Here is a 26297-nt window from a genome sequence, read left to right as displayed (position 1 = left end):
TTTAGTGTCTTAGTACTAACGCATGGCTAACGAAAAATTACTTATTGAAGCTTGTAAAAGGCAAGATCCAAAAGCTCAAGAGGAATTGTATCAGCAATTTTCTCCGAGCATGTATGCCGTATGTCTTCGATATAGTAAGTCAACGTTAGAAGCTGAAGATATTTTACAGGAAGCATTTATAAAAGTTTTCAGGAAGATTTCAACTTATAAAGGAGAGTCTTCCCTCGGATATTGGATTAAGAGAATTGTTATAAATACAGCGATTAATAGTCAGCGTAGCAAACTTTATATGTTTCCGATGGTAGATGTGGCTGATGCAAATATTGTTATGCCAGGAATTGATGCTTTAAATAATCTAAATCATCAGGACTTGCTGAAAATGATAAAGTCATTGCCTGATGGATGTAGAGTGATTTTTAACTTATATGCTGTTGAAGGATATAAACATAGTGAAATAGCAGAAATGCTTGAAATTTCTGAAGGAACATCCAAATCGCAATTTGCACGGGCCAGACAATTGTTAAGAGAAATGGCTCGGCAGAGAGATATTTTTAAAAATGAAAGAGCAAGATAGCGACCATACCAAAGAATATTGGGTAAATAGACTCAATGATCTGGAAGTAACACCCCCACCATCAGCATGGAGAGGTGTTAAGTCTGCTATGGATGCTGACAGAGCCTCCAAATACAAAAATACTGCCCGTTTTTACAGAAGAATTGCAGCTAGTTTATTATTACTATTAATAGGTCTCGGAGGATTAGGAGGTTATTTGTTTAATCAGAATTCTGAACTAAAAGATGAAATAGCAAATTTAAGTTCTGAACAAACTCAATTTGCAGTTTCAAATACAGAATTTGAAAAACAGGGCAATCAAATAAATCCTTTTGAATCGAGTAACAAGAAAAATCAAAATATTGAGATTTCCGGAAATGATGAATATTCTCCACTAATTGCCGGAACAGAACTTAAGGAGAGTTCCCTAAAAAACAGGGTAAAAGATGAAGATCTGAAAATTACTGACCAGTCTTTACCTTCAAAAGGAAATAAGGATGCTACTCAATATTTTACAGAAGAAAACTCCGGAAATACTTTTGCAAGTACCTTTGTTAATACCCAGGACAATGATCCTAAGGTAGATAAATTTTTATATTCTCAAGATGAGAATGAGCAACAGCTTGACTTCCTTTCCGGAAGAGCATTTGCATATAATCTGGAAGTTAATACTGAAGATCCGGAACTAAATGGAGTTATTGTTTTGGATTGGGATAAAGTTACCAGATTAAAACCTCAAAGCATTAGAAAACCAAATAGCAAAAGAGCTGAAAACATTTGGTTAGGATTTAATATGGGATCTGGGTCAGTGAATCAGAATTTCTCTCAAAGTGAGCTGACGTTAGCTGAGTTAATGGAAGAAGAGATTGAACCTATGGTCTTGACTGAAACATCTGGTTTTAATACTGATGCAATACCGGGACCTAGTTATGTTGCAGGCCTTGAACTAGGTGGTAAACTCACCGATAGGGTAGTTCTTCAAGGCGGATTGAATTACTTATATCAGGAGGCAATAAGTTCCTCAAATGTAGCTTTTTCAAGAGATCTCAATAGTGTTTCTGAAACTTTGAACATAACAAATATTAGGGACTTAAAGGAACAAAGAAATACTACTGAACTGTCGTATATTCCTGATACCGAATTAACCACTGCCTATGAATACCTTAGTTTTCCTCTAGAAGCAGGCTATATTTTATTAGATAAAAGATTTTCTATCACAGGAAATGCAGGTGTAATTACTGATGTATTTATGGCTGGTAAGGTCACAGCCCGTCATGGTCTGTATGAAGTTACTAGATTTGGGAACGATGGAGAATCTCCATATAATTCTTTTAATTTCAGAGCTTCGGGTGCTCTGATGTTATCTTATGACTTGAAAAGTAATTTAAGGCTTTTATTAAAGCCTCAATACACCCATGCTATTTCATCTTATACCAAAGTAGGCACTAGTCTTAATTCAAACCCTTATTCGCTAATGTTATCAGCAGGTTTGAAATACAAATTTAAATAAGTTTACAACTATTCTCTTCTTATGTGTGTCCATAGTTTAATGGATGTGATTAGTTAATTATAATTTTTTATCCATAAAATCACATTTTATGGTTTTAGCAAACAATTCACAATGAAAAAAGGTTTTACGGCAATAGTGGCGGCAGTTTTTCTAATTATAATATTAGATGCGATATTTAATTTAACATCGGCAAAGACATATCCGGAATATGGCACTTACACCGGAGTATTATATAAAGTTGATGGTGAGGATAAATCTGAAGAGGAAACTTTTGAAGTATCGTTCAACTCAGGAAATTATGAGTTGATTATTGAAGGTAAAAAAATTGCTGATGGTAAATACCGGTTAATAAATGATAAAATCAAGTTTATTAATTCTATTGGTGAAGTAAGTGATGTAAGTCATGTTTTTGATGGATCCTTCAAAAGGATAAACTCGGGCACACTTTTTGTGTTGGAAAGAACATTAGACGAAATAGTGTATAGATTACACTTGGAAAAAAATAATTTCAATGAAGAAATTTAATTATATATCATCCGAATTTTCTAGCTCATCAACTAATACAAGCCAGGTATCACTTAGCGACTGTAGTTTATCTTTAACTTCTTCGTATCGCTCTGTTAACGCTGTTGACTTTTCTTCATCAGAGAAAGTTTCCGGTTTTGCTAATTCGCTTTCTAGTTTTTCCTTTTCAGATTCCAGAACAGAGATTTCTTTTTCAACATCATCTACTTCTTTCTGAAGCTTTTTTAACGATTTTTGCTTCTCCTTAAAGACATCTTGATCGGTGGTCTTTTGTTTCTCTTTTTTATTCTCAACTTTTTTCTTTTCTAATGGCGAAGGTTTAGCATCCTTATCAAGAGTAATGTCATTTTCTTTTAGCCAAAGTTCAAACTCTTCATAAGTACCAGGATATTCTTTTAAAATACCCTGATCTATGTACCATATTTTGTTTGCAACTGATTTAATAAAGTGTCGGTTGTGACTAACAGTAACAAAAGTACCTTTGTATTGATCTAAGGCTTGGATCAACATATCTACAGAAAAGAAATCTAAATGGTTTGTAGGTTCATCCAGTAGTAGAAAATTGGCTTCTGAAATGATAGTTTTAGCTAATGCTACCCTTGATTTTTCTCCTCCTGATAAAACTTTGATTGGCTTATGAACATCATCACCAGTAAACAAAAAACATCCTAATAAATTTCTTAACTCTAACTCACTCTTACCACTACCACTCTCCATTAATTCTTGTATAATGGTGTTTCTTAAGTTGAGTGCCTCAAGTTGATGCTGGGCGAAAAAGGATAAGTGTACATTATGGCCTTCGATTCTCTCACCATCAAAATTCTCATCATTTGCTATGATGCGAAGCATTGTTGATTTTCCCTTTCCATTGGCTCCGATCAAAGCTATTTTGTCTCCTCTTAGAATATGCTGAGTTGCATCTTTGATCACTTCTTTATCTCCGTAGCTTTTTTCTACTTCATTAAATGTCATTACCTGCTTACCAGATGGTCTTGATAAAGAAAATGAAAAGTTTATATCGACTGTTTCATCCTGAACTTCCTCGATCATATCCATTCTCTCTAGAGCCTTAACTCTGGATTGCACTTGCTTGGCCTTAGTAGCTTTGGCTCGAAAGCGCTCGATGAACTTCTCTGTTTGCTTTATTTTTTGCTGCTGATTTTCATATGCATTTTGCTGGAGCTCTTTGCGTTGTTCTTTTTCTTCGAGGAAAAAAGAATAGTTACCATTATAAACATTTAACTGTTGCTGAGATATTTCAACGGTTTTGCTGGTGGCCCTATCCAGAAATTCCCTATCGTGGGAAACGATAATTACAGCACCTGAATAATTCATCAGATAATTTTCCAGCCATTGAATTGAAGGAAGGTCAAGGTGGTTTGTTGGCTCATCCAACATCAATAGTGATGGTTTCTCCAGGAGCAATTTTGCCAGCATAACTCTCATTCTCCAACCTCCAGAGAATTCCTTGAGAGGCCGTTGAAGATCTGAAGTTTTAAAACCAATTCCTTCTAATACTTCTTCGGCAGATGACTGTAATGAGTATCCATTATTGCTTTCAAATATATCCTGTAACTTGCTGTATTCATTTAGTACTTCTTCACTGTAATCCGTCTCCATTTTTTTAGCTAATTCATCCATTTTATGTTTAACATGGATCAAATCACTAAAAGCCTGCATGGCTACATCAAGAATTGGATCATCACTGATAAATGAAAGCAAATCCTGGTTCAGATATCCAATTGTACATTCCTTACTTTTAGAAATAGAGCCTTCGTCTGGGGTCAGATCGCCATTGATTAACTTTAGCAATGTTGATTTACCAGTACCATTAAGCCCGACCAGGGCTATTTTATCTTTTGAATAGATATGTAATGAAGAATTTTTATATAAAGCTCTGTCTCCGAGAAAATAAGATAGTTCCGAAATTGAAATCATTTTGCAAAACTACATTAATTAGCGCATATGGAACAATAATCATTCGAAAGAGTTTAATAGATTATAATATGCTAGTCGATTAAAATAATGTTACCATGAAAATTAAACTATTTAACAACATATTTATAGCAGTAGTATTACTCGGTAGTTTTTCTTGTAGTAATGATGAAGAAGCAAAGGAGGATACCGTTGAGGCCACAGTAAATGCTCCGGATGAATGGGCTAATGATGATGGTTTGAAAATGGATGAATTAAATTTACCTGAAGGATTTGAAATTTCAGTTTATGCCAGGGTAGAAAATGCGAGGTCAATTGATATGGCTGATAATAACATTCTATTTGTGGGGTCCAGAAACGCCGAGAAAGTTTATGCCGTGGAAGATAAAGATAATGATGGCTATGGTGAAACTGTCCATATTATTGATGAAGACCTATGGCAGCCAAACGGCGTGGCCTTCCGGAAAGGGGATCTTTATGTAGCAGAAATTAACAGAATCTTAAAGTATCCGGATATTCTGAATAACCTGGAAACCCCACCGGAACCAGAAGTGGTTTATGATGATTACCCTGAAAAAACACATCATGGATGGAAATATATAGCTTTTGGTCCTGATGATAAATTATATGTACCGGTAGGGGCACCATGTAATATTTGTAAAAGTGAGGATGAAATTTTTGCGACAATAACGAGAATGAATCCTGATGGTAGTAACATGGAAATTTACGCTGAGGGGGTAAGAAATACTGTGGGATTTACATGGCATCCTGAAACAAAAAAAATGTATTTCACAGATAATGGCAGGGATCATCTTGGTGATAATTATCCTCCATGTGAATTAAATTATGCTCCCGAAAAAGGAATGCATTTTGGATACCCCTATTGTCATGGTGGAGATATTGCTGATCCGGAATTTGGGGAGCGAAGGCCTTGCTCTGATTTTGTCAGACCAGCGCAAAATCTAGGACCTCATGTGGCTCCTTTAGGATTAACTATTTACTCAGGAGGGGATTTCCCGGAAGAATATAAAGGAAAGGCACTCATTGCTGAGCACGGAAGCTGGAACCGTAGTAAGAAAATAGGTTATCGAATAACTATGGTCGATCTTAAAAACGGAGAAGGTACTAGCTACAAGCCTTTTATTGACGGATGGTTAAATGAGGAAGAGCAAACCGTATGGGGAAGGCCTGTCGATGTGATTGAATTAGAAAACGGATCCCTGATGATATCAGATGATTATTCAGGAACGATATATAAAGTTTCGTATAACAAAGAGGGATAAAAAAATAGCCCGGTTATACCGGGCTGTTTTTTTTATTCTGAAATTTGAAAATCGATCGGGATGCTCACTTTTGTTTTGTCCCAGGTCATAGTCATATATGTCTTGTCCTGTCTTTGTTCAAAATCAATTGTAAATGCTTCCCATGTTTCTTTAGTTTCTGCTGTTGGTACATCAAACCTCATCACATCATTTTCTTTATTATAATTGTAAGCTCCCCACAGACCAAGTTCTTTATTTACAATTATATTCCACTTGTCTTCCTGCGGAATAGCAAACAAAGAGTATGTTCCTGCTTCAAGGTCTCTTCCTGCAATTTTAATATCCTCAGTAATCGTGATCTCAGTTGCTTCATTAGCACCTAATCGCCAGACCTTACCATAAGGTACCAGGTCGCCAAATATTACTCTGTCTCTTTTATGGGGACGAGAATAAGTTACCTTTACATATGAATCTTCATTTTTTACTGTTTTGACCTCCAGAGGGCTCAATCTTGGAGTGACAGCCTCCTGAGCAAACACGTTCAGGGTCGAAGAAAATAAAAAGATTAAAAAGACAGTGGTTAATTGGTTCATTTGTTTTTGTATTTATTCTTAATATTGCCAAATATACACAATAAATGTGCTTAATTTCCAAATCTATATAAATGGAACGACCACAATTCGATGATATTTTTATGGAACTTGCTGTTAATCTGGCAAAACGTTCTCATTGTATCCGGCGACATGTCGGAGCAGTACTGGTTAAAGAAACCAGAATAATAAGTATTGGTTATAATGGTCCGCCTGCAGGAACACACAACTGTGATGAAGAATTTCCGGATAAAGGGTGTGGGAGAGATAGTAAAGGTAGTTGTACCTTAGCCTTGCATGCAGAGCAAAATGCTATAATCTATGCTGTAAAGAATAATGCTTCTGTATCGGGATCTACGCTTTATGTTACTCTGTCACCTTGCATTGCTTGTGCAAGAATTATTTATAGTATGGGTATCAGAAAAGTGATATTCCTAAAATCTTATGCAGAATATAAAGGCCTGCCAACTGATGAAGGGGTGGATTTTTTAAGCAAATTCGGGGTTGAAACAGAGCAATATAGTGGAAACCTGAGTAATGTTACTCATATGATCTAGATGATATTTACTTCACGTTCTAAATCTATACCGAATTTATCGTGGACACTTTTTAAAATTTGTTCCGACAGATCATAAATTTCCTGTCCTTTTGCATTTCCGTAATTAACGAGAACAAGGGCTTGCTTTTTGTGTGCACCGGTATTTCCGACTTTTTTACCTTTCCATCCACATTGTTCTATTAACCATCCAGCAGGAACTTTTACAGTTTCATCTGGTTGGGAGTAACCCGGGATTTCAGGGAATTTAGTTTTTAATCTGGCATACTCCTCAGATGGAATACTGGGGTTTTTAAAGAAGCTACCTGCATTACCGATCTGTTTTGGGTCAGGGAGTTTTGAGCTTCTGATTTGGATAACTGCATTACTAACATCCCTGGGAGTAGGAGAGGATATTCCCATTTCCTCAAGAGTGTTCGAGATAGCTCCATAAGAAATATTTGGTGCAGGAACTTTTGAGAGAATAAAATTAACCCTGGCAATTATGTAATTATCACGCTGGGAAGTTTTAAAAACACTGGTTCGATATCCGAATTGGCATTCCTCGTTATTGAACCTTTCCAATTCCTTTGTTTCTCTGTGAACAGCATCTAGGTGTTTGAAAACTTCTTTTATTTCAACTCCATAAGCACCAATGTTTTGCATAGGAGCTGCTCCGACTGTTCCTGGGATCAAAGAAAGATTTTCTATGCCATAATATTTATGATCAAGGCAATACAGTACAAAGTCATGCCATATTTCTCCGGCACCTACACTTAATTCAACTTCTTTGTCTGTTTCCTGTACTACTTCAATTCCTGTAATTTTATTTACAACGGTGAGCCCCTGAGGGTTGTTTTTGAAAAGAACATTACTACCCCCACCAAATACATTTAATTGTAGATTATGAGACCTGGCATAATCTATTGCCTCTCTGATTTCTTCTATCGAATGTATTTCTGTTAAATATTCAGCGATAGCCGGTACTCCAAAAGTGTGGTAGTTTTTTAAATCTGCCTTTTCTCTGATCTTGATCATATCTTAGTATATCAATCGCAATTATAAGAAAAATTGCAGTCATCACATTAAAAAAGAGAGACATGGTTGCCTCTCTTTTTATATTTTTATCTTTTATCAGATTTATAACCCGAGATCCTTTTTTATTTTTTCCGCTTTCTGGTTTAATGAATCAAGCGAATTATCAAACTCAGATATTTCTGCCAGGTCTTTTTTAACACTGATGTAAAATTTTATTTTAGGCTCTGTTCCAGATGGTCGAGCTGATACCTTTGACCCATCCGCTAAGAAAAACTGAAGTACATTTGATTTGGGCAGATCGATCGAAGTAGTATCACCACTAGCCAGATCTGTAGCTTGTTGAGTGAGATAATCACTTACTTTTGTTACTTTGATGCCACCTAATGAGTCAGGAGCTTTCATTCTCATATCTTCCATCATTTTACTGATCTCCTCTGCACCGGACTTTCCTTTTTTCGTTAAGGAAAATAAATATTCATTATAATGTCCGAATTCCTTATAGATCTCAAGTAATAAATCAAATAGTGATTTATTTTTACTTTTAGCCCAAGCAGTCATTTCAGCGATCAATGCACATGATGCAATAGCATCTTTGTCTCTTACTGCATCTCCAATAAGGTAACCATAACTTTCTTCACCACCGACAAGATATTTTTCTTTACCTTCAAGCTTTCTGATTAAAGCAGCTATGTGTTTAAATCCTGTAAGAGTATCATATGATTGGACACCAAAGCCATCGGCTATATCTTTAATTAATTCGGTAGTTACGATTGTTTTGACAATAAATTCATTTCCTTCAAAACCATTTTTTTCTTTGTAAGCCTGAAGGACATAATATATCAAAAGAGCCCCAGTTTGATTGCCGTTTAGTAGTTGCCATTCATTATTATGATTTTTTACAGCTATACCTACTCTGTCACTATCAGGGTCAGTTGCCATTAGAAGATCAGCATCAATTTCTTTAGCCTTATTAAGGCCCATTGAAAGAGCTTCTGATTCTTCCGGATTTGGATAGACAACGGTAGGGAAGTCGCCATCAGGCTTTGCTTGCTCTTCCACAATATGAACTGATTTAAAACCGAACCTTTCCAGAATTTCCGGGACAAGGGTAATGCCGGTTCCGTGCAGAGGCGAATAAACAATTTTCATTTCTGAATTGCTTTTAATGGCCTCTTCATTTAATGACAATGATTTTATTTGATCAAGATATTTGTTGTCGACATCTTTTCCGATTGGAATTATCAGATCCGGATTTCCTTCAAATTTAACCTGGTTAAAATCAGTGATCTTATTTACTTCTGCGATAATATTCTTGTCATGAGGTGCAATAACCTGGGCTCCATCGTCCCAATAAGCTTTATAACCATTATATTCCTTTGGATTATGAGAGGCAGTTAATACCACACCACTTTGACAACCAAATTCCCTTATAGCGAATGACAATTCAGGCGTTGGTCTTAGGTCTTCAAAAAGATAAACCTTAAAACCGTTACCACTGAAAACATTAGCAGTAATTTCAGCAAATTTCCGACTGTTGTTTCTTGAATCGTGCGCAATGGCCACTTTAATTTCCTGATCATCAAAATTCTGTTTCAGGTAATTGGCTAGTCCCTGGGTGGCCATTCCGATGGTATATTTGTTCATCCGGTTGGTGCCGGGACCCATTACACCTCTGAGTCCGCCTGTTCCAAACTCCAGGTCTCTGTAAAATGAATCTACAAGTTCATCATTATTACCATTACTCATCAGTTTTTCGATCTGGGATTTTAGATCCTGATCAATGTCACTTTTTAACCAATGATCTATTTTTTGTTGAATTGACTGCTCCATAGAAATAATTTAATCTAAAAAAATAAAGACAACCTGAAATTAACAGATTGTCTTTAAAATAGTAAAATTTTTATTTAAAAATTACAAGTTCCCTCGTAATTCCTGTTCTCTTTCAATTGCTTCAAATAAAGCTTTGAAATTTCCTTTTCCGAAAGACTTAGCGCCTTTTCTTTGGATTATCTCGAAGAAAAGAGTTGGTCTATCCTGAAGAGGCTTAGTGAATATTTGAAGAAGATATCCTTCATCATCTCTGTCAACAAGAATATTCAGGTCTCTTAAAGGCTTAATATCTTCATCTATCGATCCGACTCTGTCAAGTAAATCATCATAATAGGTAGCAGGAACTTCAAGGAATTCAAGTCCTCTTTTTCTAAGTTCACCAACTGTTTCGATGATATCATCTGTAGCAATAGCAAGGTGCTGAACACCAGCTCCGTGATAGAAATCAAGATACTCTTCTATTTGAGATTTTTTAACACCATCTGCAGGTTCATTGATAGGGAATTTAACATATCCATTACCATTAGAAACCACTTTAGACATCAAAGCAGTATACTTGGTGCTGATATCTTTGTCGTCAAAAGTAACTAATAAGTTGAATCCTAATACATCCTCATAGAATTTCACCCATTCGTTCATCTTTCCTAATTCTACATTACCAACGGCATGGTCAATGTATTTGAATCCAACACCTTTAGATTCAACAGTGCTTTCTTTTGGCTCGAATCCAGGCATGAATGGACCTGAGTAATTGCTTCTTTCAACAAACGTATGAATTGTCTCTCCATAAGTGTGAATAGAAGCAGTTTTTACTTCACCATTATCATCCTTAAGAGTTTTTGGCTCAGCGTATGATTTAGCACCTCTTTTCATCGTTTCGTAATATGACTTTTCGGCATCATCAACCCAAAGAGCCATAACTTTTACTCCATCACCATGTTTTAAAACGTGCTGGCATATTGGAGAGTCAGGATGAAAACCTGATGTAAAAACAAATCTTAGCTTATCCTGCTGAAGTACATATGAAGCCCTGTCTCTTACGCCTGTTTCGGGGCCGGCATAAGCAACTAAATCAAATCCAAACATATATTGGTAGTAAACAGCGGCTTGTTTTGCATTACCTACGTAAAATTCTACGTGGTCTGTACCATTAATCGGTAGAAAATCTTCCTGGTTACTCATATTTATTTATTGGTTAATGTCACACAAATTTAAGTCTTTTGTGATAGAATTTAAAGCTTTACAATAACACTTCACTTTAGAAATATAACAGAACATAATATTATATTTTACAGGTAAGAAAAGGTTGCTAAAATATCTTACTATTTCTTGCGTTAGTCAGGCTCAATGAGGAAGTTTGTATAAGATAAACCCCAAAAATCATGGAAATAGAAAAGCTAAATGAGGCGATTACAGAGATAGCCGAAAAAAGGGCTGCTCTGACAAAACTCAAGAAAGGTGATGACCGGTATGATCTTGTAAAAAATGATCTTGACCATTTAGAAGCGGAATTTAAAGAGAATTTTTATGCCGACATGAATGAGATCCTATATCACGTACATGATGAATTTTGTCCGGACAATGAAGTCTGGAGTCCAATAAAATACTTTGCTGAAGAATATACAATAGGTGATGGTGGTAAATACACTGCTGCTGATGACCAGGGCTTAAAAGTTCAGGTAGATGATTTTAATGGAAAAGAATGTCGTTTAGTTATTTTACCATCCCCGGCACGTATAGAATTAAGAGTCGAAGGCGAGCCAACAGTCGTTGCCTGGCATATGGACGAGGAAAAAGTTTAAATAAAAAAGGGGCTGATTAAAGCCCCTTTCTTTATTTATAACCTAATACTTTCCTTACTTTATCGAGTGTTGGTCTGGCTATTTCCCGGGCTTTTTCTTCTCCCTTTTCCAGTTCGGCATGAAGTTGAGGGAGATTCTCCATATAGTAGTTATATTTTTCTCTTTCTTCGCTGAACTTATCCAATATTAATCCCAGCAGTTCTTTTTTAGCATGGCCATAACCAAAATTTCCGGCAAGGTATTTTTCTCTTAATTGTTTAGTTTCTTCTTCAGTACCTAAAAGACTGTAAATGGCATAAACGTTACAGCTATCAGGATCTTTTGGCTCTTCTAACGGAGTACTGTCAGTGATAATAGACATCACCTGTTTTTTTAATTGCTTTTCAGGCAGAAATATATCGATTGTATTACCATATGATTTACTCATTTTCTGACCATCAGTACCTGGGATTGTCATTACTTTTTCATCGATTATTGCTTCAGGCAATACAAATACTTCTCCGTATTTTGCATTGAAGGAAGAGGCAATATCCCTTGTCATTTCAAGATGTTGCTTTTGATCTTTTCCGACAGGCACATATTCAGCATCATATAAAATAATATCACAGGTCATTAATACCGGATAAGTAAATAATCCTGCGTTTACATCACTTAGCCGATCTGACTTATCTTTAAATGAATGTGCATTTGCAAGCATCGGAAAAGGCGTGAAGCAGTTCATGTACCAGGTTAATTCACATACCTCGGGAATTCTTGATTGTCTGTAGAAAAGATTTTTGTCAGTGTCGAACCCACATGCAAGCCATGCTGCAGCAACGGCATCGACATTTTTTACTCGTTCTTCCCCGTCCTTAATAGAGGTTAATGAATGCAGGTCTGCTATAAAAAACAGAGAATCGTTATTTTCTTTTTTTGATAGTGCAATAGCGGGTTTGATCGCACCTAAAATGTTGCCGAGGTGAGGTTTTCCCGAGCTTTGGATTCCTGTTAATATTCTTGGCATGATATTATCTTCTATTGTTATTTAAAGGTGCCAAAGATAACTAAGGATTATTTAAAAATGTAATTTGTTTTTTATTAACAATTGTTAATTAAAGGTTCTTTTTGGTATTAATGATTAGATTTACGATGATTTTAAATTTTTCAAATATGAATAGGTTAATTATTATATTGTGTTTCACGATCTTTTTAGGTTTGGAAATGTTAGGCCAGGCCCAAATAGAATTTCGTAATACAAAACATAATTTTGGAGAGATAGAAGAGGAGGGAGGACCAGTAAAATACACTTTTGTATTTGAAAATACCGGTAATGATACACTGAAGATAAATAATGTCAGGGCTAGTTGTGGCTGTACCACTCCAGCCTGGACTAAACAAAATATTCTTCCAGGAGATACAGGATATGTTATAGCTCAATATAATCCTTTTAACAGACCCGGAGGGTTTAACAAATCACTTACAGTAAGTTCAAATGCTGAAAAGCAAGTAACTACATTACAAATTAGTGGCAGGGTAAAACCTAAACCAAAGGGGCCTGAAGATGATTTCCCAACCCCGATGGGAGATCTCAGAGTGAAATATCGTGCCCTCCCTTTAGGTAATATTACAAATCAAGGTGTGGTGACAAAAGAATTTGAGATTTACAACCAGGGTGAGGAAGAGATAGTTTTTGATCCGAATTTAATAGAGTCTCCAGAGCACATCACGATTTCATTTAATCCTTCAAATCTTGCTTCTAAGCAACGAGGTAAGCTGATAGTAGCTTACGATACTAAGAAGAAGGATGATCTTGGTTATTTTACTGAGCCTGTAAAATTTGTGACCACTGAGGATTCCGATAGTTTGAAGACTTTATATGTTACTACCTTTATTAAAGAGTATTTTCCTCCTATGACAGAGGAAGAACTCGCAAGTGCACCTAAAATTTCTGTATCTGATCGTAAGCACGATTTCGGTGCCTTGAATGAAGGAGAAACTTCTGAATATGAATTCACAATTTCTAATTATGGGAAAGAACCATTGGTGATTAGAAAAATCCTTGCCAATTGCAGTTGTATTACAACTGAAATTAAAAAGGAAAAGATAAAGCCAGGACAAAATACGACTGTTAAAGTAGTATTAGACAGTGAGGGAAGAGTGGGGTATCTGACCAAAAACCTCACTATTTTTAGTAATGATCCACGTAAAAGCACTTTACAGGTAACTATAAAGGCTAAAATTGATAATTAGTGATTGATATAGAGATATTATTAGCACGAGGCCTTATTGTAAGGCCTTTTTTTATTGTATTCGCTTGAATTTTGTCTACAATTTGCGTAAATAAGGCTATCGCAAACTTATAAAAGGCTAAAAATGAAAAATCAATTTAACTCGATCTTATTATTTTTTATAACTGCATTTGTTTTTGCAGCATGTGGAGGTAATTCAGGAGATGAAGCTTCAGAGGATAGTGAGGCAGAAATAGAAGTTCCTGAAATGGAAACTGAGGAACCTAATTTCTGGGAGAAGACAATCCAGGATGTTGATGTTTATAAAATAGAAAATGAAGGCGGATCATCTTTATCTCTGGATGAATTTCTTGAGGAGGTTGGGCCATCAATTTCAAATGCTGCAGATATAGAGTCTGTAAAAATAATAGCATTGAAGGATATGGGAGATTGCAGGCTTCTGGCATTTAAGACTCTTGCCGGCACTCGTTCTCAGATCGGATTAGTTACTGTAAACAAAAATTTTGAAGCCGGAGTTTTAAATTGGTATCCCGAAAAAGATGAGGGAGGTGAAGTGTCTCCATCTTCGGATACATTATCTAATATTTTATATACTCCAAGTGGTGTTAGAATAGAAATGTATCACTCTGCGGATACTACAAGTGCTTTTAATATTGAAGAATTAGAGCTTACTGAAGATTGCGATCTTGTAGTAAAAGAAGACTAATAAAAATTTAAAACCGATGATTGGGCAGCGGATATTAATTCGCTGCTTTTTTTAATCCACTTTTTTAAATGATAGTTTTCCCCTTTTGTTTTGAAGGGTCATTTTTCTTTTCTCAAAAGTGTAGTCTAACACGCCAAAAGTAAGGATTTCCAGGAATTGGGATTCCAGACTCTCAGCCTGACATTTCATTTTTGTACCCGATATATCTGTTACTATTAGTGAGGATTGGTTAAAGCTTAACTTTCCTTTTACTCTGTTACATCCAGTAAATCCTGTCAGATGCCTTTGAGTGAGATTCAATTCTAAAAATGGTGATTGTTTAAAGACTATGCCCGGATCAAGAGGTTTGTCATTGATCGCAGCTAAAACCCAAATGTCATGAAGCCTGTAGTCACCTAAAAATCTGCCACAACCTTCAAGAGTAACAGGTTCATCCATACTAATTAATTTTAGTGTTGCTGTAACCGAGTAATCAAAAGTTTCTTTTAATTGATCATCAAAACACTCCTGCTTATTTAATGTCAGGGTTAAATTACTCTTCTCAGATTCAATTACATAAATCAGTGTGTTCCCACTGTTGTCAGCAACATTTTTAGGAACAGGGGTTGTATAATCTATTTTTTTATCCGGATACCTAATATGGATATTGCCATCAAAATCTATATCTATTTCCCATTTAGGGTGATGTCCGGAACCAGTGAAATCAATACCCTTTATTGCTTTGTTAATATAATAGCTTGATGTACGAGGTTTTGATGATTTTTCAAGAGAGCCGATTTTAGAATTATTATCTGTTAATAGTAATTTCCCATTAACTACTTTTAGTTTTTTATACTCCTTTTGATCGTCCGCAGTATAAAGATTTAATATATTATCTTTTAAACTCCAGTTACCTTTCTTGATTAATTCATTTCCTGCCTTATCTTGATGGACAATCAACTCGTAAAATTTGTTATTATCAAGAAGGGTAAGTTCATAATCAATTCCACTACATTCCTCACAATCAATAGTACCAACCCATGTTGCTAAAATATCTTCTTCAGAAACTTTTTCACCTGCTTTTTCGCTGGTCTTACAGCCAAAAAAGAAAATTATAGAAATAGAAAAGTAATAGAAATATTTCATTTGTCTTTTAATAATTAGAAGATGATAAAGTTATTTTAATTGTTCGTAATCTCCCGGCCACATCGGGATCTTTTTATTGTAGACTTTATCGACAATTATGTTCCTGATTTTTAATCCATTAGAAGAATTGGAGAAATACACAAAACCAAGATCATTATTAGCATCATAAATCACATAAGATTTAAAGGAACCATTATCTCCCCAGTGAAATAAATAATTTTCATCTTCATTATTACTCATTATTCCTATTCCCGGAGCCCATTTAATTTCGAAGTTGTTCACCGTGTCTACTTTGACTACAGGATCCAGAATAGTTGATTTATCCTTTAGGTATTGCTGAAACATCCTGGCGTATTCTTGTGCATTAGAATGTAATGATGCCGAAGCTAATGTTATATTGATAATTTGCTTACTTACTCTCTCATTATTTTCATCATAAGGCGAGGAGGTGTTTTTATCAATTTCCGGATAAATAAAAGTGGAGTTTTCGGTATTTGCAGTGCCAAATATTGTTTCCGAAGCAATTTGCTGGAAAGGTTTGGAGGATACTTTTTCAATAGCACCTTGGAGCCATAAATAACCTTCTCCGGAGTAACCGAATTCACTTCCCGGTTCGAACCTGAAGTTCAGGCTATCTGTTTTGTTAAACACTTCTGAAAGAGAACCTGCCATAGTATTTGGCATTGCTCTCCAGTTTGGAAGTCCGGATTGATGACTAAGAATAAGAAAAGGTGATACTTTTTCCAGGTAATTGGTATTATTAGTTACTGCTTGATCATAAAAGCTAAGCAGTGACGTATCAAGAGGGAGTTTATTTTGAAAGTTTTTTAGATAAATATGTGCTACTATGGGTTTTGACAGAGAAGCGGCTTCAAACTTAGTTGTTCTATCAACTTCAATGGAATCAGTTAAATCAGCATATCCGGATGTATGAACAATTAAAATTGAATCTTTAGTAAAAACACTCATTGATATGCCCGGTATAATCCCGGTTTCTGTTAAGGAATCCAGGGTGTTTTTCAGATCAACAAATGAATTGTTATCATTTGATTCATCCTTCGCACATGAAGAAATTATTATAATGAGAAAGGTAAAAGTATATATTAACCTTTTCATTGTTGAATAATCTCTAATAGATAAGCTACCTGTGCTTCTTCATAACCATAAATTGGGGCTGCACTTTTAAATTTCTCAATTAATTTTAGTTCATCTTTTTCTTTATCTTTCTGTATTTTATTGAGAACCTTTTTAGCATAGGTAAAACCATTGTAATCTGATTCAATTACTCTTATTACTTCAGACAGAAGAGGAAGTATTGAAGAAAGAGGCCGTGATAATTTATGCATAGCTGCAAAATTTTTCTCGCAATAGGCAACCCATAGATTTTGCAGGGTAGTAAATTGATGATAAGTTAAGTTTATTTTATTCTTGAATGTCTTTGCTATTTGAAGCTTATTCATGTTCTCAAAACCATTTTGGTGTCCTACAGAGGGTAGTACCAACGATAATTCTTTGATAATATTAAAATTTATTAAGGAACATGTAAACCAAAGGTTCACCTGACTCATAATGTCATGTTCGAACCACAGATTCACCTTTGAAAACTTCTTAATGGCAGGGATTTTCATTATCTCTGGCATTGATTCACCATAGTAGACTTCTTCGGAAATCCCATAGGCATCTTTAAAAAACTGTGCTCTTTCTTCAAATAACTTTGGTAAGGTGTCATTGGAAACCGGACCTTGAGATAAAGCTTCTTTAATCACTATCTTTTTACCAGATGCCTCTTTAGGCAATCTGTTTAAAAGTTTATAACTGTTTATTATATGAACATTCATGTAAGGCAGATTTTATGAAAATATATGATCCGTTCTGAGCGGAAATGTCGGCAAATTACCTTCAAAACGTAGATTTAACAAGTTTAATTTTTGATCATATTACTTTTTTCCATTTGCTGCACCATATCTTTAATAGTTATATTGAATGGTCTGTAATTTATTTTTAGGTTTTTAGTGCTTTTTGAATTATCAAATCGCAATGGATACCCGATATTCTTCTTGACAAAAGAAGAATTAATTCCAAATAATGGCCCCACTATGTATAAAAGCCATTTAGGACTTAAGGATTTTGGGAGTTTATATTTCTTGTCAGATTCAATTCTTACAGCTTCAGCCATTTCCAGAACCGAAACACTTTTATTGGATAGAATATGTCTGCCAGAAACGTTTTCCATTTCAACAGCATTAGCATGAGCGATAGCTACATCTCTGACATCAACCACTCCGAATATCAGGTCCGGTGCTCCAAATTGCAATTTACCTCTCAACATTTCACCCATAAACTTGAGGCTTTCTGAATTGGAAAATTTGGTAAGAGAAGGTCCCATCACAAAGCTGGGATTAATTACTGCTAAAGACCATTGTTCCTGTTTATCGTGTAGCTCCCACGCTTTTTTCTCTGCAAGAACTTTGGAATATGGATATGGCTGATGGTCTTTATTACTTGTTGTGTTCCAGTTTTCTTCTGTAAATTCATTGAGTCCCTGATCTTGCATATCTTTTGCATCACCATAAATTGCAGCTACACTTGAAGTGAGAACAACTTTTTTTACTGTGGCAGTTTTTGATGCTGATGACAATACATTTTCAGTACCCTCAAGGGCAGGTTTAACAAGTTCTTCTATCGGATTTTTTACATCAAGAATAAAAGGAGAGGCCATATGTACTACTGTGTCACAATCTTTTATTGCTTCATCATACGATCCGAACCTTAAAAGATTTGCTTCGTAAACTTCCAACTCACCCGGACTCTGATTTGCTATATCCTGCAGAAAATTATATTTCTCTTCATTTGATTTATCTCTTACCGTTAGTTTAACTATATGTCCTCTTTCAAGAAGCTCTTTAACAACCCATGAACCGATATAACCGGTTCCCCCTGTTACCATTATTTTTTTAGCCATAGCGTGATTATATGTTTAATGACTTAATTTAATCATTAAACTTAAGAATATAGGAGTCAGGTACCTGATATCTGATGATATGATTTTAAATTAAAGCTGAAGGCACTGCCTCTTCCAGGGCCTGAATTTATACTTATGGCCGTATCGTGTAATTCCATGATTTTTTTAACTATTGCAAGGCCTAATCCGGCACCTTCCTGCTTTATATGGTTTTCTGTTTGTCTGTATCTGTCAAAAACAATAGCTTGTTCTTTTTCGGTCATACCCGGTCCGGAATCAGCTATTGTTACTTTTACTCCATCATCTGATCTTGAAAGTAATAGTTTGATCTGCCCATTTTCTGGTGTGAATTTAAGAGCATTTTCTATCAGGTTTTGAATAGCTCGTTCGACCAGACTAATGTCAGCAAAAACCATAGGTAATTGATCTGCAGTTTTTTCAATGGAAATTTCAATGTTTTTACTTTCCGCTTTGAGTTTGAATTTATTGATAATATCCATGGCAAGGTCGGTGATACCAAAGGGTTCTTTTTCTGGCTCGATCTGTCTGGATTCAAGTTTTGAATATTCAAAAAGTTGAGAAATAAGATTTGAAAGCTTTTCTGAGCTTTCCTGAATTATTGTCAGGTAGTTTTCTTTATCAGAGTCGCTTAGCGATTCTTTTTTAATCTGTAATGTTTCAACGTAACCTTTCATAATCGAAAGCGGCGTTCTCAGATCATGTGATACATTTGCAATTAGTTCACGTCTCAAATTATCCACAGATTTAATTTCCTCCATGTGTCTTACAATTGTATCTGCCATTGCATTAAAATTTGTGGCGAGAACAGAAAGATCAGAATTTTCAGCATTTTGGATCCTTATATTGTAGTCACCCTCAGAGAATCTTTTAACGGTACTGGTTATATCTCTAATGTTTCTGGTTAGGTAATATAAAGCAGCAAAGCCTATTAACAGGGTGAAAATCATTGTGATAATTGTAGCACCTATACTCATCCGGGTGAAATAGGAAGTAAACAACGAAGTATATACTGCCTCCTGCTCATGGCCTTCAAGTATTATATAAATATATCCTTGATGTCCATCTACATTAAATTCAGCGGCAGAAAAAATTTTCTTTTCATTTTTATCCCTTGGATCATCCCCCGTGATATAGTCATTTCCTTTAGATTCTATGAATTTTTTAATTGGTTGTAGGTCAACTTTTTGAGTGGGTGCATCGGGATCGGAATGATCAAGGACAACTGAATACAGGATGGCACCTGATTTATCCAGAAGATAAACTTCAATAGACCTGTTAACTGCCATCATATCATGCATGATGTCTCCAAATAGTTCTTTATTTACACTTCCATCTTCTAAATAGGGAGATTCATTTTTAAATTTCTCTTCAATCAGATGATTAGCAATGTTCGCATTTAGCTTCTGGGTAGTTTCATGATAAAGCTTAGAAGTAAAATAAAAAGAAAAAAAGATGTAGATACTTCCCATTAGAATGATAAGGAAGAAAAATGTCAACATTAATTTTTTAATGAATTGAATGGAAAGTGTGTCTTTGATATTCATGTTCAGATGATTACTTCTTCATTAAATTTATAACCGATACCCCATGTTGTTTTTATATATTTCGGGTTGTTCATGTCCGGTTCGATTTTGGCTCGTAATCGGTTTATGTGGGAATTAACTGTATGCTCGTAGCCATCAAAATCATAACCCCAGATTAGCTTTAAAAGGTCAGACCGTGAATAACTTCTGCCTGGGTGAGCAGCCATTAGGGTCAGAAGTTCAAATTCTTTAGGTGATAGTTCAACCTTATCATTCCTAACAATTACTTTTCGTTTTTCAATGTCGATAGTCAACTCTTCAAATCGAAACGTTTTAGACTCCGGGCTGGTGATTCTGTCCTCGATCATTTTGGTTCTGCGAAATATCGCTTTCACCCTGGCAATGAACTCACGAATGCTAAAAGGTTTGGTGATATAATCGTCAGCTCCCATTTCCAGCCCGAGTACTCTGTCAATTTCTTCTGATTTAGCGGTAAGCATTATAATTGGAGTTCCTTGCCGGGCACGGACCTCCCTGCAGACATTTAAACCATCTTTTTCTGGCAGGCTTAAATCAAGAATGATCAGATCAGGATCATGAGACAAAGCTATATCGACGCCTGTATTACCATCATAGGCTTTTAATACCTCGCAATTGAGGTCTTTGAGATGTATTTCAAGTAAATTGACTATCTCAGGATCGTCTTCAATTACCAATACCTTTTTCATTGCTATAAAGGAAAATAAAATGTATCACAGTTCTATCACAGGAGTTTTACATTTCCCTGTCTATCAAGGTATGAAATAATGACAGATAAGGTGAGAGATCATCTAAATTATTGTATGAATTGTCGCCTGGTTGTCTGTTTAGATATTATGTTTATTTGTCTGAGTTTCCAGTCTTAAGTTCAAAGGGCTGAGAATTATAATTTTTTAGTTCCAGAATATTGCCAGGCATATTATATCCTGAATCATTGAGCGCATTCCATACTTTTCTCATCGCATCAGTTTTAATGTCAAACCTTCTATATTGGGTGTCAAAAAGATCAACCCAGATAGTATAATTCAGATTTGCTGTGTTTGATCCATATTCTGTTAGATAAACTGTAGGCTTTGGTTCTTTAAGAACCCCATCCACATCTTCAAGGGTTTTGAGGATTATCTCCGCTACTTTACCAAGATCGGAACCATAATCAATTCCTAAAGGGATTTCATATCTGAGGTATCCGTCAACAGTGTAATTAGTGAGATTGTCTTTAATAATTCTTGCATTAGGTATATATACATCTTTGCCATCATAGGTTTTGATACGGGTTAATCTTAAACTCATTTCCTGAACCCGGCCTTTTTGATCACCAATTTGGATAAGGTCTCCATGCTTAAATGGACGGTTAAAGGCCATTATTAGTCCTGCTATAAAATTTTCTCCGATATCTTTAAAAGCAAATCCGAAAACTATAGCCACTACACCTGCTCCTGAAAAAATACCCACGATTACATTACCAAAACCCATCACTCGCAGAAAAACGAGGATACCAACAAGAAAAATTGTGTAAAAGATAATGTCAGTGATAAACTTAGCCATTACAAAATCCTGAATTCGCTTTTGAAGCCTGGGACCAATAAGACTTTTTATTCCCCTTGCAATGAAATAAAATACCAGAAAGAGAACTATTGCTACAGTAAGTTTTGGAAAAATTTCTATCAATTCATCAGAGTAGATGCTGATTTGCTCATTAAATGAATTACGGATCTTTTCGAACATAGCTTTTCAATTTTATATAGAAGGGAGCGAGTTTAAATTAATAAATAAGTCTTTAAGATTTGCTATGTAAGGAAGGTAAATATGAGACAAAAAAAAGGGCCGAAGCCCTTTTTAATATCTTTTTAGTCCAGATTATAAATTTGCATTATATCATCCAGGATTTTTTTGAAGTCAATTTCCAGATCGATAAGTTTTCCGGTCTTAATATCGAAAACCCAACCGTGAACCTGAATACCTCTTTCTTTACTTGCAACCTGAACATCAGCAGTTTTTAGTACATTAACACATTGTTCCTGAACATTTAATTCAACAAGGCGTTTGTATCTTTCTTCCTCGTCCTCTATGCCATCCAGTTCTTCCTGGTGAAGTCTGTAAACATCGCGAATATTTCTTAACCATGGGTTCAGTATTCCAAGATCAGCTGAATCCATAGCAGCCTTAACACCTCCGCAATAATAATGACCACATACTACCACGTGGTTGACCTTCAGGTGTGAAACGGCATAATTTATAACTGAAGCACTGCTAATATCTAGATTGGACACTACGTTAGCTATATTTCTATGAACAAACACATCTCCGGGGCCTAATCCCATAAGTTCTTCAGCAGTAACACGACTGTCTGAACAACCTATATATAAAATTTCAGGGCTTTGGCCTTTTGCAAGATTATCGAAATAATCAGAATCAACATTTAATTTTTCCTTTATCCAGGATTCGTTGTTTTTAAATATTTCCTTTATGTCCATTATTAATTTTGTTTATGTATAGTCAAATTTAATTACCATTGTTTAAACAACGTAGGAAAATTTAAAATAATCCTCTTTTGGAATTAGTCTTCAATATAACTTTTTGATGTTTTAAAGAGTATTATCCAAACCTTTAATATATGCTCAAGCTTGTTTCCGCTTCCCGCCTTTTTGTTAGAAGGTTTAAAAAGGGGCGGGTGAATGGTTTATAATAAAAAAAGTCCCGCTAAAAACGGGACTTAATTTTTATTCGAATGCCGGAATACCGGTGATTTCTTTTCCAAGTATCAGAAGGTGAATATCATGGGTTCCTTCATAGGTAATTACTGATTCGAGGTTTGCCATATGCCTCATTATTGGGTAATCACCTGTAATTCCCATGCCACCATGAATTTGTCGTGCTTCTCGTGCAATTTTCAATGCCATATCCACATTGTTTCTTTTAGCTAAAGAAATCTGTGCAGTAGTTGCCTTACCTTCATTGAATAATTGTCCTAATCTTAAATTCAGAAGCTGTGCTTTTGTAATTTCTGTAAGCATTTCAGAAAGCTTTTTCTGAGTCAGCTGAAAACCACCAATGGGTTTGCCGAACTGAATTCTTTCTTTAGAATATCTGACAGCCGAATCGTAGCAATCCATAGCAGCACCAATTGCTCCCCATGCAATGCCATATCTGGCAGAGTCAAGGCACATCATTGGAGCACCAAGTCCGCTTTTACCAGGTAAAAGATTTTCCTTTGGAACTTTTACATCATTAAAAACCAATTCTCCGGTAGTTGATGCTCTGAGGCTCCATTTTCCATGCGTTTCAGGGGTTGTAAACCCTTCCATACCTCTTTCTACAATAAGGCCGTGAATTCTTCCTTCTTCATTTTTTGCCCATACAACGGCAACGTCTGCTTTTGGTGAGTTAGAAATCCACATTTTAGCACCATTTAAAAGGTAATGGTCGCCCATGTCTTTAAAATTTGTGACCATGCCACTTGGATTAGAACCATGGTCAGGCTCAGTTAATCCAAAGCAACCGAGCATTTCACCAGAAGCCAGTTTAGGTAAAAATTTCTTTTTTTGTTCCTCAGATCCAAATTTATATATAGGATACATGACAAGAGATCCCTGAACAGATGCTGTTGACCGCATTCCAGAATCACCTCTTTCTATTTCCTGCATAATCAGGCCATAACTGATATAGTCTAGTCCGCCACCACCGTATTCTTCTGGTATGGTAGGGCCAAAAGCACCAATATCTCCAAATTTCTTTACTATTTCGTAAGGGAAATGAGCTCTTTCCGCCCAATCCTCGATGTAAGGGGTAATTTCTTTCTTAACAAAATCCCTGATAGAAGACCTGATAAGCTTGTGTTCTTCAGTTAGCAAATCGTCGATGTTGTAAAAATCAGGTGATTCAAACAGATCCTGTTTTACTGCTTTTTTGTTTTCTGCAGTTGTTTCGGTATTCATGCGTTTTAAGGTTTGTTGTTTATCAAGTTCATCAAATTTACAAAGACATTTTTATTTCAAAGATATTCTTCAATATAAAAAGTCAATCATAGTGATCTATTTGCGCTAAAACATATTAAATGAATAAATTGAATAGTGGTTAGTCTTAATATTCTTTCATCCACTAATTTATATAGTATACTATGTGTATTTTTGCATTTGATTTTAAGGATAACTCCCTTACAGCATCATGGTTAAAGAATTATCATTAAAACTACCACCTCATTTAGCATATCAGGAGGAGGAGTTAAAAAGAATTGTTTCATCAGAAACAGGGTATGGAATTGAAAATATTGAATTCCTGATCAGGAAAAGATCAATTGATGCCCGAAGAAAACAAATTGTCATCAATGTAAACCTGGAAGTTTATATTAATGAACCCGCACCCAATCCGGTACCAGAGCCAAAAGAATATCGGGATGTTTCCGGAAAGCCTGAAGTTATAATTGTAGGTGCCGGACCAGCAGGTCTGTTTGCTGCTTTAAGGGCGATCGAATTAGGTTTTAAACCAATCGTTTTTGAAAGAGGAAAGGATGTCAGATCCAGAAGACGTGACCTGGCTGCTATTAACAAACACGATATTGTTAATCCAGAAAGTAATTATTGCTTCGGAGAAGGTGGGGCTGGAACATATTCTGATGGCAAGTTATATACCAGAAGTAAAAAAAGAGGTGATATTATGAGAATTCTCGAGATCCTTGTTGCTCATGGAGCTCGAGAAAACATTCTTTATGAAGCACATCCTCATATTGGAACTAATAAACTACCTCCATTAGTAGCCTCTTTAAGAGAAAGCATTTTAAAAGCTGGTGGAGATATTCATTTTGAAACCAAGGTTACCGATTTTATTCTTGAAAAAGGAAGAATGAAAGGAGTGGTTACCGATAAGGAAGAATCTTTTGAGGGAATAGGAGTGGTTCTTGCTACAGGACATTCTGCCAGGGATGTATTTACTCTGTTGAACAGAAGAAATGTAGACATAGAATTTAAGCCATTTGCCTTAGGGGTCAGAATAGAACATGACCAGGAATTGATAGATAGTATGCAGTATCATGCAAAAAGCAGAGGACCTTATTTACCTCCCGCAGCATACAGTATCAAAACACAGGTTGACCTTAAATCAGGCAGACATGGTGTATTTAGCTTTTGCATGTGTCCGGGTGGATTTATAGTTCCGTCTGCCACTTCTCCGGGAGAACAAGTGGTAAATGGAATGAGTCCCAGCCGAAGAGACGGGCAATACGCTAATTCAGGTATGGTCGTAACTGTATCGGAAAACGACCTCAGGGCGTATGAAGAATATGGTCCATTAAAAGGAATGGTTTTTCAGTCTGAAGTAGAGAAAAAAGCATTTACTGCCGGCGGAGAAAGTCAAAAAGCCCCAGCTCAAAGAATGGTGGATTTTGTGAATAGAAAAGTAAGCACTACATTAAGAGATACATCATACCAGCCGGGACTTGTTTCCACAGATCTGAGAGAATATCTCCCTGATTTTGTAAGCGAGTCTTTAAGGCAGGGATTTTTGAATTTTAAACGTAAGATGCCGGCATATTTCACAAATAGTGCTCAATTAATAGGAGTGGAAAGCCGTACATCTTCACCAGTTAGAATCCCTAGAGACAGAGATACGTTAGAGCATATAAAGATCAAGGCACTGTATCCATGTGGAGAAGGAGCCGGGTATGCCGGTGGAATTATGTCAGCTGCCATGGATGGAGAAAGGTGTGTAGAAAAACTAATTGAATCTTATGGATAAGAAAAACAAGAAAACAGTAATAATAGGAGCGACACCAAATCCTGCCCGCTTTGCCTTCAAAGCTGCAGATATGTTCAATGGACATGAAGTTCCTTTTGTACCCGTAGGCATTAAAAAGGGAGAGGTTTTTGGAGAATCAATTAGAGATTTAAGACAAAAACCAGATATTGATGATGTTCATACTGTGACCATGTATATTGGTACGCGACATCAGGATGAATGGATGGATTATATAATTTCTTTAAAGCCTGAAAGAATAATTTTTAATCCAGGTACGGAAAATTATGAGTTTTATAAGAAGGCCGAAAGTGCTGGAATTGAACCTGTTGAGGCCTGTACGCTTGTTATGTTGTCAACTGGTCAGTTTTGATTGAAAGGCATAA

25 protein-coding genes are annotated in these 26297 nt (G+C 35.8%); 10 read left to right on the top strand and 15 right to left on the bottom strand.

Features of this window, described 5'->3' with window-relative positions; all coding sequences use genetic code 11:
• Window positions 1-22 precede the first annotated feature (22 nt).
• The 3 genes from OO013_RS00690 (at window position 23) to OO013_RS00680 (ending at window position 2588) form a co-directional block, all read left to right on the top strand.
• The gene (locus OO013_RS00690; RefSeq protein ID WP_266054595.1) at window positions 23-574 is read left to right on the top strand and encodes an RNA polymerase sigma factor; all 552 of its coding nucleotides are present in this window, start codon (window positions 23-25) and stop codon (window positions 572-574) included.
• A complete protein-coding gene (locus OO013_RS00685) occupies window positions 558-2063 on the top strand; it encodes a hypothetical protein (protein ID WP_266054594.1) in 1506 nt (501 codons plus the stop codon). The genes OO013_RS00690 and OO013_RS00685 overlap by 17 nt, the downstream gene beginning before the upstream one ends.
• A 111-nt stretch (window positions 2064-2174) precedes the next feature.
• A complete protein-coding gene (locus OO013_RS00680; RefSeq protein WP_266054593.1) occupies window positions 2175-2588 on the top strand; it encodes a hypothetical protein in 414 nt (137 codons plus the stop codon).
• Here the strand turns inward: OO013_RS00680 and abc-f are convergent, their stop codons facing one another.
• Window positions 2589-4526: a ribosomal protection-like ABC-F family protein gene (gene abc-f, locus OO013_RS00675; protein WP_266054592.1), complete on the bottom strand. Its 1938-nt coding sequence runs from the start codon at window positions 4524-4526 to the stop codon at window positions 2589-2591.
• Window positions 4527-4621: 95 nt separating this feature from the next.
• On the opposite strand from abc-f, the gene OO013_RS00670 reads away from it, so the two are divergent.
• Window positions 4622-5806 carry a PQQ-dependent sugar dehydrogenase gene (locus OO013_RS00670; RefSeq protein WP_266054591.1) on the top strand — a complete coding sequence of 395 codons (1185 nt, stop codon included), beginning with the start codon at window positions 4622-4624 and terminating at the stop codon, window positions 5804-5806.
• Window positions 5807-5838: 32 nt separating this feature from the next.
• On the opposite strand, the gene OO013_RS00665 is transcribed toward OO013_RS00670, so the two are convergent.
• On the bottom strand, window positions 5839-6378 hold the full coding sequence (locus tag OO013_RS00665) for a DUF2911 domain-containing protein (RefSeq protein ID WP_266054589.1): 540 nt from the start codon (window positions 6376-6378) through the stop codon (window positions 5839-5841).
• A 71-nt stretch (window positions 6379-6449) separates the two neighbouring features.
• Here OO013_RS00665 and OO013_RS00660 point away from each other — a divergent pair, with 71 nt between their 5' ends.
• A complete protein-coding gene (locus OO013_RS00660) occupies window positions 6450-6932 on the top strand; it encodes a deoxycytidylate deaminase (protein ID WP_266054588.1) in 483 nt (160 codons plus the stop codon).
• Here OO013_RS00660 and murB read toward each other — a convergent pair.
• The 3 genes from murB to hppD all read right to left on the bottom strand — a co-directional run bounded on the left by murB (window position 6929) and on the right by hppD (window position 10960).
• Window positions 6929-7948 carry a UDP-N-acetylmuramate dehydrogenase gene (gene murB, locus OO013_RS00655; protein ID WP_266054587.1) on the bottom strand — a complete coding sequence of 340 codons (1020 nt, stop codon included), beginning with the start codon at window positions 7946-7948 and terminating at the stop codon, window positions 6929-6931. The two genes, OO013_RS00660 and murB, sit on opposite strands and share 4 nt — an antisense overlap.
• 102 nt (window positions 7949-8050) lie before the next feature.
• Window positions 8051-9778, bottom strand: a complete 1728-nt coding sequence (locus OO013_RS00650) for a phospho-sugar mutase (RefSeq protein WP_266054586.1) — start codon at window positions 9776-9778, stop codon at window positions 8051-8053.
• An 81-nt stretch (window positions 9779-9859) separates the two neighbouring features.
• Entirely contained in the window at window positions 9860-10960 is a 1101-nt protein-coding gene (gene hppD / locus OO013_RS00645) for a 4-hydroxyphenylpyruvate dioxygenase (protein ID WP_266054585.1), read from the bottom strand.
• A gap of 200 nt (window positions 10961-11160) precedes the next feature.
• Between hppD and OO013_RS00640 the strand changes: the two genes are divergently transcribed.
• The gene (locus tag OO013_RS00640) at window positions 11161-11580 is read left to right on the top strand and encodes a hypothetical protein (protein ID WP_266054584.1); all 420 of its coding nucleotides are present in this window, start codon (window positions 11161-11163) and stop codon (window positions 11578-11580) included.
• Between the two features lie 31 nt (window positions 11581-11611).
• Here the strand turns inward: OO013_RS00640 and trpS are convergent, their stop codons facing one another.
• On the bottom strand, window positions 11612-12583 hold the full coding sequence (gene trpS / locus OO013_RS00635; protein WP_266054583.1) for a tryptophan--tRNA ligase: 972 nt from the start codon (window positions 12581-12583) through the stop codon (window positions 11612-11614).
• A gap of 146 nt (window positions 12584-12729) precedes the next feature.
• Between trpS and OO013_RS00630 the strand changes: the two genes are divergently transcribed.
• Window positions 12730-13809 carry a DUF1573 domain-containing protein gene (locus OO013_RS00630; RefSeq protein WP_266054582.1) on the top strand — a complete coding sequence of 360 codons (1080 nt, stop codon included), beginning with the start codon at window positions 12730-12732 and terminating at the stop codon, window positions 13807-13809.
• Window positions 13810-13932: 123 nt separating this feature from the next.
• Window positions 13933-14514 carry a hypothetical protein gene (locus OO013_RS00625; RefSeq protein ID WP_266054581.1) on the top strand — a complete coding sequence of 194 codons (582 nt, stop codon included), beginning with the start codon at window positions 13933-13935 and terminating at the stop codon, window positions 14512-14514.
• A gap of 51 nt (window positions 14515-14565) precedes the next feature.
• Here the strand turns inward: OO013_RS00625 and OO013_RS00620 are convergent, their stop codons facing one another.
• From OO013_RS00620 to OO013_RS00580, 9 genes are all read right to left on the bottom strand, one after another.
• A complete protein-coding gene (locus OO013_RS00620; protein ID WP_266054580.1) occupies window positions 14566-15639 on the bottom strand; it encodes an META domain-containing protein in 1074 nt (357 codons plus the stop codon).
• A 30-nt stretch (window positions 15640-15669) separates the two neighbouring features.
• Entirely contained in the window at window positions 15670-16755 is a 1086-nt protein-coding gene (locus OO013_RS00615) for a serine hydrolase domain-containing protein (RefSeq protein ID WP_266054579.1), read from the bottom strand.
• Window positions 16752-17477, bottom strand: a complete 726-nt coding sequence (locus OO013_RS00610) for a DUF1835 domain-containing protein (RefSeq protein WP_266054578.1) — start codon at window positions 17475-17477, stop codon at window positions 16752-16754. The genes OO013_RS00615 and OO013_RS00610 overlap by 4 nt, the downstream gene beginning before the upstream one ends.
• Before the next feature lie 83 nt (window positions 17478-17560).
• Window positions 17561-18601 (bottom strand): NAD-dependent epimerase/dehydratase family protein, encoded by a 1041-nt coding sequence (locus tag OO013_RS00605; RefSeq protein ID WP_266054577.1) that lies wholly within the window; start codon window positions 18599-18601, stop codon window positions 17561-17563.
• 56 nt (window positions 18602-18657) lie between these two features.
• Window positions 18658-20166, bottom strand: a complete 1509-nt coding sequence (locus OO013_RS00600; RefSeq protein WP_266054576.1) for a sensor histidine kinase — start codon at window positions 20164-20166, stop codon at window positions 18658-18660.
• Window positions 20167-20168: 2 nt separating this feature from the next.
• A complete protein-coding gene (locus tag OO013_RS00595; RefSeq protein ID WP_266054575.1) occupies window positions 20169-20873 on the bottom strand; it encodes a response regulator transcription factor in 705 nt (234 codons plus the stop codon).
• A gap of 151 nt (window positions 20874-21024) precedes the next feature.
• Window positions 21025-21909 (bottom strand): mechanosensitive ion channel family protein, encoded by an 885-nt coding sequence (locus OO013_RS00590; RefSeq protein WP_266054574.1) that lies wholly within the window; start codon window positions 21907-21909, stop codon window positions 21025-21027.
• 122 nt (window positions 21910-22031) lie between these two features.
• Window positions 22032-22658 (bottom strand): carbonic anhydrase, encoded by a 627-nt coding sequence (locus OO013_RS00585; protein ID WP_266054573.1) that lies wholly within the window; start codon window positions 22656-22658, stop codon window positions 22032-22034.
• 246 nt (window positions 22659-22904) lie between these two features.
• Window positions 22905-24119, bottom strand: coding sequence for an acyl-CoA dehydrogenase family protein (locus tag OO013_RS00580; RefSeq protein WP_266054572.1), 1215 nt, complete (start codon window positions 24117-24119; stop codon window positions 22905-22907).
• A gap of 229 nt (window positions 24120-24348) precedes the next feature.
• On the opposite strand from OO013_RS00580, the gene OO013_RS00575 reads away from it, so the two are divergent.
• Together OO013_RS00575 and OO013_RS00570 are read left to right on the top strand one after the other, a co-directional pair.
• Window positions 24349-25914, top strand: a complete 1566-nt coding sequence (locus OO013_RS00575; protein WP_266054571.1) for an NAD(P)/FAD-dependent oxidoreductase — start codon at window positions 24349-24351, stop codon at window positions 25912-25914.
• The gene (locus OO013_RS00570; RefSeq protein ID WP_266054570.1) at window positions 25907-26284 is read left to right on the top strand and encodes a CoA-binding protein; all 378 of its coding nucleotides are present in this window, start codon (window positions 25907-25909) and stop codon (window positions 26282-26284) included. The genes OO013_RS00575 and OO013_RS00570 overlap by 8 nt, the downstream gene beginning before the upstream one ends.
• The last annotated feature ends 13 nt before the right edge of the window (window positions 26285-26297 follow it).

The organism is Mangrovivirga halotolerans, from assembly GCF_026241165.1.
GTDB classification, from domain to species: domain Bacteria; phylum Bacteroidota; class Bacteroidia; order Cytophagales; family Cyclobacteriaceae; genus Mangrovivirga; species Mangrovivirga halotolerans.
This window is presented reverse-complemented; position numbering and strand designations above follow the sequence as displayed.

Coding starts and splice junctions, on each gene's coding strand:
- OO013_RS00575 (WP_266054571.1), top strand. CDS start 24,349: ATGGTTAAAGAATTATCATTAAAACTACCACCTCATTTAGCATATCAG.
- OO013_RS00605 (WP_266054577.1), bottom strand. CDS start 18,601: ATGGCTAAAAAAATAATGGTAACAGGGGGAACCGGTTATATCGGTTCA.
- OO013_RS00680 (WP_266054593.1), top strand. CDS start 2,175: ATGAAAAAAGGTTTTACGGCAATAGTGGCGGCAGTTTTTCTAATTATA.
- hppD (WP_266054585.1), bottom strand. CDS start 10,960: ATGAGTAACCAGGAAGATTTTCTACCGATTAATGGTACAGACCACGTA.
- murB (WP_266054587.1), bottom strand. CDS start 7,948: ATGATCAAGATCAGAGAAAAGGCAGATTTAAAAAACTACCACACTTTT.
- OO013_RS00595 (WP_266054575.1), bottom strand. CDS start 20,873: ATGAAAAAGGTATTGGTAATTGAAGACGATCCTGAGATAGTCAATTTA.
- OO013_RS00690 (WP_266054595.1), top strand. CDS start 23: ATGGCTAACGAAAAATTACTTATTGAAGCTTGTAAAAGGCAAGATCCA.
- OO013_RS00610 (WP_266054578.1), bottom strand. CDS start 17,477: ATGAATGTTCATATAATAAACAGTTATAAACTTTTAAACAGATTGCCT.
- OO013_RS00650 (WP_266054586.1), bottom strand. CDS start 9,778: ATGGAGCAGTCAATTCAACAAAAAATAGATCATTGGTTAAAAAGTGAC.
- OO013_RS00570 (WP_266054570.1), top strand. CDS start 25,907: ATGGATAAGAAAAACAAGAAAACAGTAATAATAGGAGCGACACCAAAT.
- OO013_RS00600 (WP_266054576.1), bottom strand. CDS start 20,166: ATGAATATCAAAGACACACTTTCCATTCAATTCATTAAAAAATTAATG.
- OO013_RS00590 (WP_266054574.1), bottom strand. CDS start 21,909: ATGTTCGAAAAGATCCGTAATTCATTTAATGAGCAAATCAGCATCTAC.
- OO013_RS00665 (WP_266054589.1), bottom strand. CDS start 6,378: ATGAACCAATTAACCACTGTCTTTTTAATCTTTTTATTTTCTTCGACC.
- OO013_RS00685 (WP_266054594.1), top strand. CDS start 558: ATGAAAGAGCAAGATAGCGACCATACCAAAGAATATTGGGTAAATAGA.
- OO013_RS00625 (WP_266054581.1), top strand. CDS start 13,933: ATGAAAAATCAATTTAACTCGATCTTATTATTTTTTATAACTGCATTT.
- OO013_RS00640 (WP_266054584.1), top strand. CDS start 11,161: ATGGAAATAGAAAAGCTAAATGAGGCGATTACAGAGATAGCCGAAAAA.
- trpS (WP_266054583.1), bottom strand. CDS start 12,583: ATGCCAAGAATATTAACAGGAATCCAAAGCTCGGGAAAACCTCACCTC.
- abc-f (WP_266054592.1), bottom strand. CDS start 4,526: ATGATTTCAATTTCGGAACTATCTTATTTTCTCGGAGACAGAGCTTTA.
- OO013_RS00660 (WP_266054588.1), top strand. CDS start 6,450: ATGGAACGACCACAATTCGATGATATTTTTATGGAACTTGCTGTTAAT.
- OO013_RS00580 (WP_266054572.1), bottom strand. CDS start 24,119: ATGAATACCGAAACAACTGCAGAAAACAAAAAAGCAGTAAAACAGGAT.
- OO013_RS00670 (WP_266054591.1), top strand. CDS start 4,622: ATGAAAATTAAACTATTTAACAACATATTTATAGCAGTAGTATTACTC.
- OO013_RS00630 (WP_266054582.1), top strand. CDS start 12,730: ATGAATAGGTTAATTATTATATTGTGTTTCACGATCTTTTTAGGTTTG.
- OO013_RS00620 (WP_266054580.1), bottom strand. CDS start 15,639: ATGAAATATTTCTATTACTTTTCTATTTCTATAATTTTCTTTTTTGGC.
- OO013_RS00615 (WP_266054579.1), bottom strand. CDS start 16,755: ATGAAAAGGTTAATATATACTTTTACCTTTCTCATTATAATAATTTCT.
- OO013_RS00585 (WP_266054573.1), bottom strand. CDS start 22,658: ATGGACATAAAGGAAATATTTAAAAACAACGAATCCTGGATAAAGGAA.